Genomic DNA, 15,746 nt, shown 5'->3' with positions numbered 1-15,746 from the left:
GCCCGTCTAGAAGCCCGCCGATGGATATCTTCACCATCGACCGCGTCGGCGGCCAGGGCGACGGCGTCGCCCAGACGCCGTCCGGCCCGGTGTTCGCCGGCCTGACCTTGCCCGGCGAAACAGTGCGCGGCGTCGTCGTGGACGGGCGGCTGGAAGAGGTCGAGATCGTCACGCCCAGCCCCGACCGGATCGCACCGGTCTCGCCCCAGTATGGCGACTGTGGCGGTTGCTCGCTTCAGCATTGGTCCGAGGGGCCGTATCTGGACTGGAAGCGGGAACAGGTGCGTCTGGCCTTGGCGCGCGAGCGGATCGAGACCGAGATCGAGGCGACGGTGGCGACCCCGCCGGCCAGCCGTCGCCGCCTGGCTCTTCATGCCCGTCGCACCCAGGATGGACGGGTCGTTCTGGGCTTCAAGGCGCGCCGCTCGTGGCGGCTGGTCGAGGTGAAGGCCTGTCCGGTCGCCGATCCCCGCATCGTGGCGGCCATTCCGGCGCTGACCCAGGTCGCGGCCGGCTTTTTCGAACATCCGAAATCCGCCCCGACCCTGCACGTCACCTGGACCCTGTCGGGGCTGGACGTCGATGTGACCGGGGTCGAACGGCGCTCTGGCGGCGGCCTGTCGGCCGACGCTCAGATGCAGGCCATTCAGGCGGCGCACCGGGCCGATCTGGCGCGACTCAGCCTGGCGGGCGACACCCTGGTGATGGCGCGCCAGCCCAAGGTAGGGTTCGGTCCTGCGACCGTGGCCCTGCCGGCGGGCGGCTTCCTGCAGGCGGTGCCCCAAGCCGAGGCGGCGATGGTCTCTCGCGCGCTGGCGGCTGTGAAGGGCGCCAAGAAGATCGCCGATCTGTTCTGCGGCGCGGGGACCTTCACCTTCCCGTTGGCGACTGTGGCGCCGGTGATCGCAGCGGACGCATCCAAGCCGGGTATCGATGCGCTGAAGGCCGCAGTGGGCTCAGCGAAAGGGATGAAGGCCATCACGGCGGAGGCGCGCGATCTGTTTCGTCGGCCGATGAATCCTTATGACCTGAAGGGTTGCGACGCCATCGTGTTCGACCCGCCGCGGGCGGGCGCGATCGACCAGACGGCTCAGATCGCGGACACCAAGGCCGGCGTCGTCGTGGGCGTGTCGTGCAATCCTCAGACCTTTGCGCGTGATGCGCGGGTGCTGATCGACGCCGGTTTCCGGCTGGAGACGGTGACGCCGGTGGATCAGTTCCTGTGGTCCTCGCACGTCGAACTGGTGGGGGTTTTCAAACGATGACCTCGGACGACACGAATGAAGAGGACGGCGGCGGTTTCGACGCCGACGACTGGACGCGGCTGAAGCCGTTTACTGGCGCTGTGGCTACGCTGGACGACGTTCAGGCGCGACGTGCCGTGTTCGCCTTGGGCGAGACCGACGATCCGCGTCCCATAATCATGGACCTGCCTCAGCCGGTCATCTGGTGGGAAGAGGACGGCGAACAGGCGGCGGTGGCCGTTCAGGCCGAAAGCCATCTCGGCGGCGATGGTGAGGAGATGGAAATCCTGGGCCTGATCCTGCCGGACGGCGAGGGGGCGGTGGCCCTGATGGAAGATGTCGATCTGGTCGATGACACCGACCCCACCTGGCGCGATCTGGTCACGCGCGCCATCGATCCATCGGCGGCGGACGACTAACCGAACAACTCCAGCTGCGGCTGAGCGTCTGCCGGCACGCAAAACTGGGTTTCATCCAGCAAGCGGTGTGGCGTGTCGAGGCCGTAGCGTTTGACGGCGGCCTTGAACCGCGTTCCGATCAGTTCTGCGACAGGGCCGGTTCCCTTCATGCGCTGGGAACAGTCAGCGTCATAATCCTTGCCGCCGCGTGTCTGGCGGATCAGGGACATGACACGGGCGGCGCGATCCGGGCGAGCGTCGGCTAGCCATTCCCGAAACAGATCCTTGATCTCAAGCGGCAGACGCAGGGTGACATACATGGCCCGCGTCGCCCCGGCCTTGGCGGCGGCTTCCAGTATGGCTTCCAGTTCGTGGTCGTTCAGACCGGGAATGACGGGGGCGAAACCGATCCCGACGGGACAACCGGCGTCCGCCAGGCGGCTGATCGCCTCCAGCCGCTTGGCGGGGGTCGAGGCGCGCGGCTCCATCGCCCGCGCCAGCCCACGGTCCAATGTGGTGATGGAAACGAAGGCCGAGGCCAGCCCCGCCTTGCCCATCGGGCCCAGAATGTCGGCATCGCGCGCGATCAACACCGACTTGGTGATGATGCTGAACGGGTGGTTGAAGCGCTCCATGACCTCCAGGATCGCGCGCGTCGACTTCAGATCACGTTCAACCGGCTGATAGGGGTCGGTGTTGCCGCCTATGTGGATGCGCTTGCATCGGTATCGGGGTGCGAGGAACGCCTGTTCCAGCAGACTTGCGGCCTGGGGCTTGAAGAAGATCCGGCTCTCGAAATCCAGGCCCGGGGATAGGCCCATCCAGGCATGGGACGGACGGGCGTAGCAGTAGATGCAGCCATGTTCGCAACCTTTGTACGGGTTGATGGAGCGGTCGAAGCCGATGTCCGGACTATCGTTCCGGGCGATGATGGTGCGGGCGTGTTCAGGGGTGAGGGTGGTGCGCAGCGGCGCGGCCTCGGCGTCGTCTTGCGTCCAGCCGTCATCGAACGACTGGTGCTGCTCAGGCTCGTAGCGGCCGCTGGCATTCGAACGCGCGCCTCTTCCCTTGGCGGTTTCCATGGGAAGGACGATGCGACATCAATCGGAACAAAGCAAGAACATTTGTTCTCGCGGCTTTGGTCTCAGTCGGGGCCGATGACCATGCAGGTCACGCGACGCGCGGCCAGCGCCTCGCAGGCGGACTTCGCGCCGGTTTCGGTCAGGCCGACGAAGCGCGAGCGATACCAGTCACCGGCGGTCTGGACATTGCGTTCGGCGGTGGCGAACTGATCGCGGAAGCGGCGGTTGACCTCGGTCAGCCAGTCGGTCGCCACCTTCTCTTCTCGGAAGGCGCCGACCTGCACCGCCCAGCGACCCACCGGCGTTCTGGGCGTGGCGCGGGCGGGTTCCCGCGTTGCGGAAGACGCCGAGCGACGGGGCGTGGTGGAAGGCGCGACAGCGGCATTGGCCGGGGCGCCGTTCAGCGAAGCGGTGACATTGCGGGGCGCACGGGAAGGGGCAGAAGCGGCCGGCGCCTGACCGATGGGCGGCAGCGTCGCGGCGGCTCGCTGGCTGGCCGCGCGCTCCGAAGGGGCTGGGGCGACACGCGTCGGCAGGGCGGCGGGCGCGGGCGCTGCCGTATAGGCGACAGCAGTAGATTCCGCGCCGACGCCGTCCTCGTCGTCATTGACCGAAGCATAGGCGATCGGGGCGTCGGCGATCGCCGATCCGACGCCGAAACCACGCTGCTCGAAGAAGGTCTGGGCCACCTGGATCCGCTCGCCCTGGGCGCGGCGGCGCTCGACTTCGAAGCCGGTGTCCATAAGCTCAGCGACGTGGGCGTTACGGCTGGCGGTCGAGCGGCCGCCCAGGACCACGGTGATCAGGCGTCGTCCGTCGCGCACGGCCGAGGCGGCGAGGTTGTAGCCCGAGGCGTTGGTGTAGCCGGTCTTCATCCCGTCATAGCCGCGGCCGGTCGGCAGCAGGCCGTTGGTGTTGCGATAGTTCCGGCCGTTGTAAGCCCAGTCGTGTAGGCCGAAGTAGCTATAGTACTGCGGAAAATCGCGCATGATGGCCCGCGCCAGAATGGCCTGGTCGCGCGCGGAGGTCACCTGGCGCGCATCCGGCAGGCCGTTTGCGGTGTAGTAGCGCGTCTGGGTCATGCCCAGCTGCGCGGCCTTCTGCGTCATCATATTGGTGAAGCGGGCTTCCGATCCGCCGATGTGCTCGCCGATGGCCAGGGCCATGTCGTTGGCGGACCGCACGGCGGTGGCCCGCATGGCGTTGTCCAGGGTGATGGTCTGGCCCGCCGCCAGGCCTAGTTTCGACGGCGGCTGAGACGCGGCGCGCGGCGAGATCGTCAGCACTTCGTTCACGTTGGCCTTGCCCTGAGACAGCGCTTCAAACGTCAGATACAGCGTCATCATCTTGGTCAGCGACGCTGGATAGCGGCGGCTGTCGGCGTTTCTCGCGAACAGGACCTCGCCCGTGGCGGCGTCGATCACGATGGCGGCGTAGCGGCTGTTCTCCTGCGCCGAGTAGGCGGTCTGGGCCTCGATCGGCCTGACGTTCGCGCCCAGAACCAGCGACAGCGCAAGGACGGCGAACAGGCCACGGCGGAGAAAAGCGATCATGGGCGGGACAACCCCTCGGTGAGCAGGGTGCGACAGGCCCCCCGGCCGTCACGAACAAACAGCTAGCATAGGAAGCGCGGGTTTCGTGGTGGTTAACCGCGCGTCAACGCAAATTTGACTGACCGATCAAGGTTATTGTCGATCATATTGTGCATTGCACAAAACGCTTGAAAAGCCTTCGCACTTGCAGCATATTACGGGTCTGCGAGATCCTCTCGCGTCATTATTTCCGCCCTCAGGTCCGTCCCCAAGGACCTTCTACCGGAGAGACGATCATGGCCGACGCCGCCGAAACGATGAAGAAAACCGCCGACCAAGCCACCGCCGCCGCGACTTCGGCCGCCGCCAAGGTCAAGGCGCAAGCCGAAACCATGCAGGCTGCTGGCACGCAGGCCTTCCGTGAAGGCATGGACAAGTCGACGGCCTCGATGGCTGAGCTGAACGCGCACAGCAAGAAGACCCTGGAAGCCATGGTCGAGTCGGTCACCGTCGCCCAGAAGGGCGCCGAGGCCCTGTCGCAACAGGCGCTGGGCTTCGCCAAGTCCTCCTGGGAAGACGGCGTCGCCGCCTCCAAGGAACTGTCGACCGCCCGTTCGGTGCAGGAGTTCTTCGAGCTCCAGACCGCCTGGGCCAAGAAGTCGATGGAGCGCTATGTCGCCGAGCTGACCAAGACGAACGAAATCGTCACCGCCACGGTCAAGGACAGCATCAAGCCGATCAACGAGCGCGTCACCGCCTCGGTCGAAACCTTCCAGGCCGCTCGCTAAACCAGCGAACCGTTTGGTCGATCGAGAAGGCCCCGGAGTTCGCTCCGGGGCCTTTTTCTGTTCTGCGTCCGTGATTTGCCGTTCACGCAATCCGTGACTGGACGCCGCTTCAATTCAAGCCATCATTCCCTATCTGAGAGCCAAGACGACTCCCCGATTACGGAACACGAATGCCCATACAAAGGCCCGGTGAGACCGGCGGCGGTCAAGGAACCGCCGTCGTCACCGAAACAAAGCCGAAGCTGCAAAAGCCCTCGCTCTATCGAGTGCTGATTTTGAACGACGATTATTCGCCGATGGAATTCGTCGTCTATGTGCTGGAGCGGTTCTTCCAGAAGAGCCGGGAAGAGGCCACCCGCATCATGCTGCATGTGCATCAGCATGGCGTCGGCGTCTGCGGCGTCTTCACCTACGAGGTCGCCGAGACCAAGGTCGCGCAGGTCATCGAGACCGCGCGCCGCCACCAGCACCCTCTGCAATGCACGATGGAAAAGGACTGAGAGGAGCCTCCCTATGCCTTCATTTTCCCGTCCTCTCGAAGAAACCCTGCACCGCGCGGTGGGATACGCCAATGCGCGCAGGCACGAGTATGCGACGCTTGAGCACCTGCTGCTCGCGCTGATCGACGATCCCGACGCGACCGGCGTCATGCAGGCCTGCAACGTCGATCTGTCGGCGTTGAAAGCGGCGCTGACCCTCTATGTCGACAACGACCTGGCCGCCCTGGCGACCAGCGACGGTGAGGACGCCAAGCCGACCGCCGGCTTCCAGCGCGTGATCCAGCGTGCGGTCATCCACGTCCAGTCGTCCGGCCGCGAGGAAGTGTCCGGCGCCAATGTGCTGGTCGCCATCTTCTCCGAGCGCGAGAGCCATGCCGCCTACTTCCTGCAAGAGCAGGACATGACGCGCTATGACGCGGTCAACTTCATCGCCCACGGCATCGCCAAGAAGGCGGGCGCCAACGAGGCGCGTCCGGCCAAGGGCGCTTCGCCCGAAGAGGCCGAAGATGCGTCCGCCGTCAAACAGGGCGGTGAGGCGCTGGAAGCCTATTGCGTCGACCTCAACGAGAAGTCGCGCCAGGGCAAGGTCGACCCGCTGATCGGTCGTCAGGCCGAGGTGGATCGCTCGATCCAGATCCTGTGCCGTCGGACCAAGAACAACCCGCTTCTGGTGGGCGACCCCGGCGTCGGCAAGACCGCCATCGCCGAAGGTCTGGCCCGCAAGATCGTCAACGGCGAAGTGCCCGACGTCCTGAAGGACGCCACCATCTATTCGCTCGATATGGGCGCGTTGCTGGCCGGCACCCGCTATCGCGGCGACTTCGAGGAACGCCTGAAACAGGTGGTCAAGGAACTGGAGAACCACGACAACGCCGTGCTCTTCATCGATGAGATCCACACGGTGATTGGCGCGGGCGCAACCTCGGGCGGGGCGATGGACGCTTCGAACCTGCTGAAACCGGCCCTGGCGTCCGGCACGCTGCGCTGCATGGGATCGACGACCTACAAGGAATATCGTCAGCACTTCGAGAAGGACCGCGCCCTGGTGCGTCGCTTCCAGAAGATCGACGTCAACGAGCCGACGGTCGAGGATACGGTGAAGATCCTGAAGGGTCTGAAGACCTACTACGAGCAGCACCACAAGGTCCGCTATACCGACAGCGCCATCCGCACCGCGGTCGAGCTGTCGGCCCGCTACATGACCGACCGCAAACTGCCTGACAAGGCGATCGACGTGATCGACGAGGCGGGCGCCGGCCAGATGCTGCTGGTCGAATCCAAGCGCAAGAAGGTCATCGGCCAGAAGGAGGTCGAGGCCGTCATCGCCAAGATGGCCCGCATCCCCGCCAAGTCGGTGTCCAAATCCGACACGGAAAGCCTGCGCGAGTTGGAAACCGATCTGAAGCGCGCGGTCTTTGGTCAGGAACAGGCCATCGAACAGGTGTCGGCGGCCATGAAGCTGGCGCGGGCGGGTCTGCGCGATCCGAACAAGCCGATCGGCAGCTTCCTGTTCAGCGGCCCCACCGGCGTCGGCAAGACCGAGGTCGCCAAGCAGCTTGCCGCCACTCTGGGCATCGAGATGCAGCGCTTCGACATGTCGGAATATATGGAGCGCCACACGGTCAGCCGTCTGATCGGCGCGCCTCCCGGCTACGTCGGCCATGACCAGGGCGGGCTTCTGACCGACGCGGTCGATCAGCATCCGCATGCCGTCGTGCTGTTGGATGAGATCGAGAAGGCCCACCCGGATGTCTACAACATCCTGCTGCAGGTGATGGACAACGGCATGCTGACCGATGCGGTCGGCAAGAAGGTCGATTTCAGGAACGTCATCCTGATCATGACCACCAATGCCGGGGCCGCCGACAACGCGCGCGCCTCCATCGGCTTCGGCCGGGGCAAGGTCGAGGGTGAGGACGACAAGGCCATCCAGCGCCTGTTCGCGCCGGAGTTCCGTAATCGCCTGGACGCCATCGTGGCCTTCAAGCCGTTGCAGGCCGACACGATCCGCTCGGTGGTGACCAAGTTCGTCCTTCAGCTGGAAGCCCAGCTGGCGGACCGCAACATCACCATCGAACTGACCGACGAAGCCGCCGACTGGCTGGCCAAGAACGGCTTCGACGAACTGTATGGCGCGCGTCCGCTGGCGCGGGTCATCCAGGACTCGATCAAGAAGCCGCTGGCCGACGACATCCTATTCGGCCGCCTGACGCGCGGCGGACACGTCAGGGTCCAGCTGAAGGACGGCAAGATCGACTTCGACATCACGAGCGCCAGCGCGCCCGCGAAGGCCGAGGAAGAAGAGACGGCCTGATCCTTAAAATGGTGATGGCGAAAGGCCCGGCTGGCAGCAGCCGGGCCTTTTTCTATGCCTGCTTGTAGGGCGATAGTTCCTCGGTCATCGCCCGCATCTCTGCATCGACGGCCGGGCGTTCGCCGTCAAGATAGCGGGCGACGGGATCGCGCAGGGCGGGGTCGGCGATGAAGTGGGCAGAATAGACGGGGGAGGGCAGATAGCCGCGCGCGATCTTGTGGTCGCCTTGGGCCCCGGCCTCGACGCGGGACAGACCACGCGAAATGGCGAATTTGATAGCCTGATAATAGCAAAGCTCAAAATGCAGGAAGGGCACGTCTTCCAGCGTGCCCCACTGGCGGCCATACAGTGCGTCACGGCCGATGAAGTTCAGGGCGCCGGCAATGGGCGTCTGGTCCCTAAACGCCATGACCAGGGCGATCCGGTCGGCCATGGTTGCGCCGACGCGGCTGAAGAAGTCGCGCGTCAGATAGGGCTGGCCCCATTTGCGCGAGCCGGTGTCCATGTAGAAGGCGAAGAAGGCGTCCCAGTGCGCCTCGGTGATGTCGGCGCCGGTCAGGACGCGGATGTCGAGGTCGGCCTGGGCGTCGCGGCGCTCGCGCTTGATGGTCTTGCGGCGGTTGGCCGACAGGGCCGCGAGGAAGTCGTCGAAGGTCTGATAGCCGTTGTTGCGCCAGATGAACTGGATGTCCTGGCGCGGCAGCAGGCCCGCCTCGGCCATGGCCGACCATTCCGGTTCTGTGGGGAAGTTGACGTGCAGGGACGAGACGCCCAGTCGCTCGACCAGCGTCACCGCGCCCTGGATCAGCGCCTGACGCACCGTGGCGGCGTCGGTGTCGGGATGGTTCAGGAAGCGCGGGCCGGTCGCCGGGGTGAACGGCACGGCGCCCAGCAGCTTGGGATAATAACGCCCGCCGGCCCGCTCATAGGCGTCGGCCCAGCTGTGGTCGAAGACGTATTCGCCTTGGCTGTTGCCCTTCAGATAGAGGGGCATGACGCCGAGCACGGCGTTGTCTTCATCCCTCAGGGCCAGATGACGCGGGGCCCATCCCTGGCGCGGCGCGGCGCTGCCTGAGGCCTCGCAGGCGTGCAGAAAATCATAGGAGACGAAGGGATCGCCGGTGGGATGCGCGCACGCGTCCCAGGCCTCGCGGCCGATTTCGGCGATCCCTTCGTGAACCGAGATTTGAAAGATCAGCGGATCTCCACGATCGCATCGATCTCGACGGCGAAGCCGAGCGGCAGCTTGTAGACGCCGACGGCCGAGCGGGCGTGCTTGCCCGCATCGCCGAAGACTTCGACCATCAGGTCCGAGCAGCCGTTGATCACGGCGGGAATGGCGATGAAGTCGGGACCGGCCTGGACGAAGCCGCCCAGCTTCACGATGCGGACCACCCGGTCCAGATCGCCATCGCAGGCGGCCTTGATCTGGGCGATCAGGTTCAGACCGCACAGACGCGCGGCTTCCAGCGCCTGCTCCGGCGTCACGTCCACGCCAACCGTGCCCTTGATCCCGCCGTTCGCGTCATTCGACAACTGGCCCGAGATGGTGACCTGATTGCCCGAGCGGACATAGGAGACATAGCTAGCCACCGGCTTGGCGGGTTCCGGTAGGGTGAGGCCGAGTTCGGCGATGCGGGCTTCGATGCTCATGGGGGCTCCTGTTTATCTGGGCGCGGTTTAGCGCGGGGCAAGGGCGGCGTCACCCGTTCGGCGCGCTTTAAAGGTTCGCCAACCGCGCCGTGTCATGATGCGATCATGGATATGCATCTGACCCCCGACGTCGCCGCCTTCCATGCCGTGCTGGCGCGGTTGTCCCCTGACGACCGCGCGCGCGTGGACGCCGCCGTGCTCCCGGCCGCGCAGAAGGCCGCCGAGGCCGCGCCGCATTGGGACTTCGAAATGCCGGCCAAGGCGGTGGATGCGCTGTTGGGCGCTGATGCATCCGACGATGTGCGTCGCGGCCTGGTCGCCGCCTGGGCGCTGCAACTGCCCGACCGGGCGGCGGCGATGAGCCTGCCGGCCGAGGTCATGGCCCTCTATCCCTACTGGATCGAACAGTTGGCGGGGTTTCTGGACAAGGCCGAGGGCGACTACGTTTTCGACCACTGGTCCAAGGACGTGCGCTTCACCCTGGCGCTCAGCGTGCCGGGCGCCAAGAGCCAGGTCATAGACCTGTCGTCGCCGGTCGGGCCGGGCCAGATCGTCAAACACGTCCGCGAGGGCTGGGGCGTCAAACCGCTGTTCCGCTATCTGGCGGCGGGCGCCAAGCGGGAGCCCTGGCTGGAGGTTCACACCGAGAGCCGCTGGTTGCGCGGCTTCAACGAGGACGGCTGGAACGAGGCCTGGGCGACAGCGGCCGAACTGTGCCGCGCGCGGTCCGAACTGGCCGGCATGATCGGCTCCAGCTGGTTCTACGACCCGCCCCTGACCGAGATCAGCCCCCGCCTGGCGCACCTGCGCCTGAACCCGCTGAAGGGCGGGGCCTTCATGGTCCACCAAGGACCGGGCGAGATCCATACCGAGCGAGCCGGCACGGCCTCAGCGTCGAGGAAGGCGCTGATCGACTGCGGGGAATACACCGCGCGGTCATGGCTGATGATCTGGCCCCGCAAGGAGCTGATCGCCTGGGCGGATCGGCGTACGGGCGCCTGATCTCTCAGGCTGTCGCCATCCGCCACGCCGCCGCGACCGGCTGGATGTCCAGATCGGCCGCCTTGGCCAGTCGGATCAATCGATCGATATCCTCTGGACAACAACCATATGGCGTCGGCGTGTCGCTGACGTCGTGGCCGTAGGCGATCAGCCAGCCGTTCGAGGCCCTCGTCTCCGCCACCAGCGCCTCCATATCGTAGCCGGGCAGGCGACGGCTCTCCAGGCCGATGGCTTGTAGCAGATTGCGATCCGAACGTCCGGCGTTGATCCCGTCGCGGACGCCGCGCCCGCACAGGAAGCGTTTGTCGATCACGGCTTTCGATCCCAAGGCGCAATCGCCGAAGGGATAGGCGAAGGTCTGCATTTCGTGTCCGTCCAGCCGCTCGGCCACCCAGGCGGCGTTGCGGGCCAGGCTGGCGTCTAGCTGGGCCGGCGACAGGGTCAGGGTCGAGACATGCTCGTAGGTGTGGCATCCGACTTCGTGCCCGGCCTCATGGAGGGCCTGCAGGTGCTCCACCTCAAACTGGGGCAGGTCCAGATTGCGGCCGCCCGACAGGCCTCCGCAGACATAGTAGGTCGCCTTGACCCCATGCTGGGCCAGGATCGGCCCGGCCTCGGTCCAGGCCGATGCCGGGATGTCGTCGAACGACAGGCTGAGGACGCCGCGCGCGGGTCGCACGTCGGCAGGACGGACATCGAGATAGCGGCCGGCGCGGCGGCGCATCTTGTCGAGAAAGGCGCTCATGCCCGCCTTGTCGCACAACGGGCTTAAGGCCGGGTTTCACACCGTGACGGGCTGGGCGGTCAGGCCGCGCACGCCGAAGACCCGGCGATAGCGTTCGATCTCGGCCGGGTCCCCGACCGCCTTTTCCGGGTTGTCCGACAGTTTGATGGCGGGCCGCCCTCCGGCCTCGACCACCTTGCAGACCAGGGAGATGGGCTCCAGTTCCGGCGCAAAAGCGGGCGAGCAGTCGCGGAAATCATTGGTCAGATTGGTGCCCCAGCCGAAGCTGAGACGCGCGCGGTCGTGGAAATGGGCGTGGGTCGCCTCGATCCCGTCGATGTTCATCCCGTCCGAGAAGATCAGCAGCTTCTCTTTAGGGTCGCGCCCATGCGCGCGCCACCAGTCAATCAGGCGGTCGCCGGCCGGGATGGGCGGGGCCGAGTCGGGACGGAAACCGGTCCAGTCCGCCACCCAATCGGGCGCCTGCTCCAGAAACGCCTCCGTGCCGAAGGCGTCGGGCAGGACGATCAGCAGATTGCCCGCATAGTGCCTGCGCCATTCGTCCAGCACCGCATACGGCACCTGGGCCAGCGCTGCGTCGTCGGGCGCCAGCGCCGCCATGACCATCGGCAGTTCGTGGCCATTGGTGCCGATGGCTTCCAGATCGTTCTCCATGGCGTGCAGGACGTTGGACGTGCCGATGAAGGATTTGCCCAGCCCCTCCTTCAGCGCCTGAATGCACCAGCGTTGCCATAGGAAGCCGTGCCGCCGCCGCGTGCCGAAGTCGGACAGGGCCAGGTCGGGCAAGGCGCGTAGCCGCTCGACCTTGGACCACAGCCGCGTCTTGGCGCGCGAATACAGGATGTCCAGCTCGAACCGGCCCAGCCGCCGCATCCCGACCCGGCAGCGCAACTCGTTCAGGATCGCCAGCGCCGGGATTTCCCACAGCGTCACCTCGGCCCAGGGGCCCGAGAAGGTCAGCACATACTGCCCGTCCTGAACCGACAGGTCGTAGTCCGGCAGGCGGTAGTCGGTCAGCCAGGCGATGAAGTCGGGCGAGAAGATCTGCTTCACCCCATAGAAGCTGTTGCCCGCCAGCCAGACCAGCTCCTTGTTGGTGAAGCGCAGGGTGCGGGCGTGATCCAGCTGTTCGCGCAAGGCGTCGATATCGATCTCATCGGCCAGACGCACGGTCTTGGTGCGGTTGATGACCTGGAAGACGACCGGCACGTCGCGATGCTCGCGCCAGATCATTTGCAGCATCAACAGCTTGTAGAAGTCCGTGTCCAGCAGGCTGCGGACGATCGGGTCCAGGCGAAAGCCATGGTCATAGGCGCGTTTTGCGAGATCCATGCCCTGTCCTACGGCTTCAACGCCCGGCCCGCCACCACTGCGTCCTTGCCGAACTTCTCGCGCAGCACGTCGATGGCGCGTTCGGTCTTCAAGGCCCGGGTCTCGGGGGTCTGGAACAGGCCGGCGGGCGCGTCCTCGGCGTCCTGCACGTCCGCCATGCCGATGCCGATCAGACGATAGGGGCGGCCCAGCTCGGGTTTCAGCAGATCGCGCCCCGCGGCGAACAAGGCGCGGGCGGTCTGCACCGGATCGGGCAGGGTGACGCGTCGGGTCACGATCTTGAAATCGGTGCGCCGCAGCTTCAGCACCAGCACCCGGCTGGCGACGCCGTCGCGGCGAGCCTTGGACGCCAGCTTCTCGCACAGAGGCCACAGCTCGGCCTCCAGCGCCTCGGCCGAACTCAGGTCTTCGTTGAAGGTGGTTTCGGCGCTCATCCCCTTGCGATCTCGCTCGGGGTTCACGGCGCGGGCGTCGCGGGCATGGGCCAGATCGTGCAGGCGCAGACCGGATTCGCCGTAGCGTTTGACCAGGTTGCGCACGTCCGCCCGCGCCAGATCCCCGATGGTCGAATAGCCGTCGCTGCGCAACGCCTTGCCGAACACCGGCCCGACGCCGGGCAGGGCGGTGACGGGGCGCGGCGCCAGCAGGGCCTGGGCGTTGGCGGCGCCGACGACGGAGAAGCCGCGCGGCTTGTCCATCTCCGACGCCATCTTGGCCAGGAAGCGGTTGGGCGCCAGGCCGATGGAGACGGTCAGGCCGGTCTCCTCCTCGATCTGTTTCTGGAAGCGGATCAGCTGCAACGCCGGCGGGCCGCCGTTCAGCCGCTCTGTGCCCGACAGATCGACCCAGGCCTCATCCAGCGACAACGGCTGGATCAACGGCGTCAGCTGCCCCAACGCCCCCAGAATGCGCTGCGATTCGAAGACGTATTTGGTGAAGTCCGGCCGGATCACCACGGCCTCGGGACAGGCCTTCAGCGCCTTGAACATCGGCATGGCCGAGCCGACGCCGTACTGACGCGCGACATAGCAGGCGGTGGAGACCACGCCGCGCTTTCCACCCCCGACGATCACCGGCTTGTCGCGCAACTCTGGCCGGTCGCGCTTCTCCACTGAGGCGTAGAAGGCGTCGCAGTCCATGTGGGCGATCGACAACTGGTCCAGTTCGGCGTCTGCGACCACGCGCCGCGATCCGCACGCCGGACAGCGGTTCTCGCGCGGCCCGGCGGGATCATCGCCGGTCCACAGGCAGTCGCGACAGATGGCCTTGATGGCCACGCTTAAGGTCTCCGTAAGGTTGGCTTCACCCCAACTTAAGACTGGGCGCCTACGAATGCGACCAACGAGGCGTCCCGCGTTCGAGGGGCGCGCAGGTCAGGTGATGATGTCCAAGAAAGTCCTCATCGTCGAGGATAACGAGCTGAACATGAAGCTTTTTCATGATCTGCTCGATTCCCAGGGCTATGAGACCCTGCAGACCCGCGAGGGTTTGCAGGCGCTCGCCCTGGCGCGCGCCCATCATCCCGACCTGATCCTGATGGATATCCAGTTGCCTGAAATCTCGGGCCTGGAAGTCACCAAATGGCTGAAGGACGACGAGGAGCTGAACCACATCCCCGTCATCGCCGTCACCGCCTTCGCCATGAAGGGCGATGAGGAGCGGATTCGACAGGGCGGCTGCGAGGCCTATATCTCCAAGCCGATCTCTGTGATGCATTTCCTCGAAACCATCCGGCAGCACCTCGGATGAGCGCCCGTATCCTCGTCGTCGACGATGTGGACGTGAACGTCCGCCTGCTCGAAGCGAAGCTGACCATCGAATACTACGATGTGCTGAGCTGCAACGACGGCCTGTCGGCCCTGGCCATCGCCGCCGAACATCAGCCGGATTTGATCCTGCTCGATGTCATGATGCCCGGCATGGACGGGTTCGAGACCTGCCGACGGCTGAAGGCCCAGGCCGAGACGCGCCATATCCCTATCGTGCTGGTCACGGCGCTGGATGGGCGCGAGGATCGGATCAAGGGGCTTGAGGCCGGCGCCGACGACTTCCTGACCAAGCCGATCGACGACGTCATCCTGTTTGCGCGGGTCAAGTCGCTGACGCGGCTGAAGCACGTCATGGACGAGCTGCGCGAGCGCGAAGAAAGCGGCCGTCGCCTGGGCGTCGATTCGGACAATGCCGCGCGGCTGCGCAGCGAGGGCGGGCGGGTCCTGATCGTCGATGACGACCAGCGTCAGGCCGAGAAGATCGCCCAGGAACTGGGCGGCGAACATCGCGTCACCATCGAAACCGATCCCGAGGCGGCGCTGGTCTCCGCCAAGGGCGCGCTGGACCTGATCATCGTCAACGTCGCCGCCGCCAGCTTCGACGGGCTTCGGATCGTCGCCCAGGCCAAGTCGGGCGATGCCCGCCGCGCGCCGATCCTGGCGATCGTGGAGCCGACCGAACGGCCGCGCATGATCAAGGCGCTGGAACTGGGCGCTGCCGACATCCTGCCGCGCCCTGTCGATACCGAAGAACTCTCGGCGCGGGTTCGCACCCAAATCCGGCGCAAACGCTACACCGACTTCCTCCGCCAAAAGTTGGACAGCAGCATGGAAATGGCCGTCACCGACGCCCTGACCGGTCTGCACAATCGGCGCTACATGACCGGCCAGCTACAGGCGCTCGTGGGTCGCGCGGCCCAGGGCGGGGCCCAGGTGGCCGTGCTGGTTCTGGACATCGACCACTTCAAGTCGGTCAACGACAGCTTCGGCCACGATGCCGGCGACGAGGTGCTGGTGGAGTTCGCCGTGCGCCTGGCCACCAATGTCCGGGCCGTTGACCTGCCGTGCCGCATGGGCGGGGAGGAGTTCGTGGTGGTCATGCCGGGCGCCAGTCTGGAAGACGCCGGCCGCGTCGCCGAACGGATTCGCCGCGACGTCGCCTCCGCGCCGTTCCGCGTCATGGGCGGCAAGGAGCAGATCACCATCACCATTTCGATCGGCGTGGCCGCCACGACCGGCGACGGCGATACGCCCGAAGGCCTGCTGAAGCGCGCCGACGAGGGGGTCTATGAGGCCAAGGCCGCCGGCCGCAACCGGGTCATCGCCAAGGCGGCGTGAACCCCTTAGACACAACGAAAAACGCCCGGCTGGAGACCAGCCGGGCGTT

At 66.0% G+C, this 15,746-nt stretch carries 15 protein-coding genes; 8 read left to right on the top strand and 7 right to left on the bottom strand.

Annotation, left to right across the window (positions count from 1 at the left end; all coding sequences use genetic code 11):
* Nucleotides 1-20: 20 nt before the first annotated feature.
* Entirely contained in the window at nt 21-1,265 is a 1,245-nt protein-coding gene (locus tag HNP47_RS05505; protein WP_184278652.1) for a class I SAM-dependent RNA methyltransferase, read from the top strand.
* The gene (locus tag HNP47_RS05500; RefSeq protein WP_184278651.1) at nt 1,262-1,663 is read left to right on the top strand and encodes a hypothetical protein; all 402 of its coding nucleotides are present in this window, start codon (nt 1,262-1,264) and stop codon (nt 1,661-1,663) included. The genes HNP47_RS05505 and HNP47_RS05500 overlap by 4 nt, the downstream gene beginning before the upstream one ends.
* Here the strand turns inward: HNP47_RS05500 and HNP47_RS05495 are convergent.
* Both HNP47_RS05495 and HNP47_RS05490 read right to left on the bottom strand, forming a co-directional pair.
* Nucleotides 1,660-2,724 (bottom strand): PA0069 family radical SAM protein, encoded by a 1,065-nt coding sequence (locus HNP47_RS05495; protein ID WP_184278650.1) that lies wholly within the window; start codon nt 2,722-2,724, stop codon nt 1,660-1,662. The genes HNP47_RS05500 and HNP47_RS05495 overlap by 4 nt on opposite strands.
* A gap of 62 nt (nt 2,725-2,786) precedes the next feature.
* Nucleotides 2,787-4,277 carry a D-alanyl-D-alanine carboxypeptidase family protein gene (locus tag HNP47_RS05490; protein ID WP_184278649.1) on the bottom strand — a complete coding sequence of 497 codons (1,491 nt, stop codon included), beginning with the start codon at nt 4,275-4,277 and terminating at the stop codon, nt 2,787-2,789.
* Nucleotides 4,278-4,552: 275 nt separating this feature from the next.
* On the opposite strand from HNP47_RS05490, the gene HNP47_RS05485 reads away from it, so the two are divergent.
* The 3 genes from HNP47_RS05485 to clpA all read left to right on the top strand — a co-directional run bounded on the left by HNP47_RS05485 (nt 4,553) and on the right by clpA (nt 7,858).
* Complete coding sequence (locus tag HNP47_RS05485) at nt 4,553-5,044, top strand: phasin family protein (protein ID WP_184278648.1); 492 nt, start codon at nt 4,553-4,555, stop codon at nt 5,042-5,044.
* A 170-nt stretch (nt 5,045-5,214) separates the two neighbouring features.
* Entirely contained in the window at nt 5,215-5,544 is a 330-nt protein-coding gene (clpS, locus tag HNP47_RS05480; protein WP_017504641.1) for an ATP-dependent Clp protease adapter ClpS, read from the top strand.
* Between the two features lie 13 nt (nt 5,545-5,557).
* Nucleotides 5,558-7,858 (top strand): ATP-dependent Clp protease ATP-binding subunit ClpA, encoded by a 2,301-nt coding sequence (gene clpA, locus HNP47_RS05475; RefSeq protein ID WP_184278647.1) that lies wholly within the window; start codon nt 5,558-5,560, stop codon nt 7,856-7,858.
* A gap of 52 nt (nt 7,859-7,910) precedes the next feature.
* On the opposite strand, the gene HNP47_RS05470 is transcribed toward clpA, so the two are convergent.
* Nucleotides 7,911-9,056 carry a GNAT family N-acetyltransferase gene (locus tag HNP47_RS05470; protein ID WP_184279112.1) on the bottom strand — a complete coding sequence of 382 codons (1,146 nt, stop codon included), beginning with the start codon at nt 9,054-9,056 and terminating at the stop codon, nt 7,911-7,913.
* Nucleotides 9,053-9,511, bottom strand: a complete 459-nt coding sequence (locus tag HNP47_RS05465) for a RidA family protein (RefSeq protein WP_184278646.1) — start codon at nt 9,509-9,511, stop codon at nt 9,053-9,055. The genes HNP47_RS05470 and HNP47_RS05465 overlap by 4 nt, the downstream gene beginning before the upstream one ends.
* A 105-nt stretch (nt 9,512-9,616) precedes the next feature.
* On the opposite strand from HNP47_RS05465, the gene HNP47_RS05460 reads away from it, so the two are divergent.
* Nucleotides 9,617-10,513, top strand: a complete 897-nt coding sequence (locus HNP47_RS05460) for a hypothetical protein (protein WP_184278645.1) — start codon at nt 9,617-9,619, stop codon at nt 10,511-10,513.
* 4 nt (nt 10,514-10,517) lie between these two features.
* Here HNP47_RS05460 and HNP47_RS05455 read toward each other — a convergent pair whose 3' ends face one another.
* From HNP47_RS05455 to HNP47_RS05445, 3 genes are read right to left on the bottom strand one after another with little or no spacing between them, the layout of a single operon-like run.
* Nucleotides 10,518-11,258 (bottom strand): polysaccharide deacetylase family protein, encoded by a 741-nt coding sequence (locus tag HNP47_RS05455; RefSeq protein WP_184278644.1) that lies wholly within the window; start codon nt 11,256-11,258, stop codon nt 10,518-10,520.
* Nucleotides 11,259-11,294: 36 nt separating this feature from the next.
* Nucleotides 11,295-12,590: a nicotinate phosphoribosyltransferase gene (gene pncB, locus HNP47_RS05450; RefSeq protein ID WP_184278643.1), complete on the bottom strand. Its 1,296-nt coding sequence runs from the start codon at nt 12,588-12,590 to the stop codon at nt 11,295-11,297.
* Between the two features lie 8 nt (nt 12,591-12,598).
* Complete coding sequence (locus HNP47_RS05445; protein ID WP_184278642.1) at nt 12,599-13,867, bottom strand: DNA polymerase IV; 1,269 nt, start codon at nt 13,865-13,867, stop codon at nt 12,599-12,601.
* A gap of 106 nt (nt 13,868-13,973) precedes the next feature.
* On the opposite strand from HNP47_RS05445, the gene HNP47_RS05440 reads away from it, so the two are divergent.
* Both HNP47_RS05440 and HNP47_RS05435 read left to right on the top strand, forming a co-directional pair.
* Nucleotides 13,974-14,339 (top strand): response regulator, encoded by a 366-nt coding sequence (locus tag HNP47_RS05440; protein ID WP_164952723.1) that lies wholly within the window; start codon nt 13,974-13,976, stop codon nt 14,337-14,339.
* Nucleotides 14,336-15,697, top strand: a complete 1,362-nt coding sequence (locus HNP47_RS05435) for a PleD family two-component system response regulator (RefSeq protein ID WP_184278641.1) — start codon at nt 14,336-14,338, stop codon at nt 15,695-15,697. Before HNP47_RS05440 ends, HNP47_RS05435 begins: the two co-directional genes overlap by 4 nt.
* Nucleotides 15,698-15,746: the final 49 nt, after the last annotated feature.

The sequence above is a fragment of the Brevundimonas vesicularis genome, from assembly GCF_014204545.1.
GTDB classification, from domain to species: Bacteria; Pseudomonadota; Alphaproteobacteria; order Caulobacterales; family Caulobacteraceae; genus Brevundimonas; species Brevundimonas vesicularis_B.
The sequence above is the reverse complement of the archived record's forward strand: the minus strand, read 5'-3'. Positions and strand labels throughout refer to the sequence as shown.

Excerpts from the sequence above, each read along its gene's own strand:
- HNP47_RS05500 (WP_184278651.1), top strand. The coding sequence starts at position 1,262 with ATGACCTCGGACGACACGAATGAAGAGGACGGCGGCGGTTTCGACGCC.
- pncB (WP_184278643.1), bottom strand. The coding sequence starts at position 12,590 with ATGGATCTCGCAAAACGCGCCTATGACCATGGCTTTCGCCTGGACCCG.
- HNP47_RS05505 (WP_184278652.1), top strand. The coding sequence starts at position 21 with ATGGATATCTTCACCATCGACCGCGTCGGCGGCCAGGGCGACGGCGTC.
- clpA (WP_184278647.1), top strand. The coding sequence starts at position 5,558 with ATGCCTTCATTTTCCCGTCCTCTCGAAGAAACCCTGCACCGCGCGGTG.
- HNP47_RS05440 (WP_164952723.1), top strand. The coding sequence starts at position 13,974 with ATGTCCAAGAAAGTCCTCATCGTCGAGGATAACGAGCTGAACATGAAG.
- HNP47_RS05490 (WP_184278649.1), bottom strand. The coding sequence starts at position 4,277 with ATGATCGCTTTTCTCCGCCGTGGCCTGTTCGCCGTCCTTGCGCTGTCG.
- HNP47_RS05485 (WP_184278648.1), top strand. The coding sequence starts at position 4,553 with ATGGCCGACGCCGCCGAAACGATGAAGAAAACCGCCGACCAAGCCACC.
- clpS (WP_017504641.1), top strand. The coding sequence starts at position 5,215 with ATGCCCATACAAAGGCCCGGTGAGACCGGCGGCGGTCAAGGAACCGCC.
- HNP47_RS05435 (WP_184278641.1), top strand. The coding sequence starts at position 14,336 with ATGAGCGCCCGTATCCTCGTCGTCGACGATGTGGACGTGAACGTCCGC.
- HNP47_RS05455 (WP_184278644.1), bottom strand. The coding sequence starts at position 11,258 with ATGAGCGCCTTTCTCGACAAGATGCGCCGCCGCGCCGGCCGCTATCTC.
- HNP47_RS05465 (WP_184278646.1), bottom strand. The coding sequence starts at position 9,511 with ATGAGCATCGAAGCCCGCATCGCCGAACTCGGCCTCACCCTACCGGAA.
- HNP47_RS05495 (WP_184278650.1), bottom strand. The coding sequence starts at position 2,724 with ATGGAAACCGCCAAGGGAAGAGGCGCGCGTTCGAATGCCAGCGGCCGC.
- HNP47_RS05460 (WP_184278645.1), top strand. The coding sequence starts at position 9,617 with ATGGATATGCATCTGACCCCCGACGTCGCCGCCTTCCATGCCGTGCTG.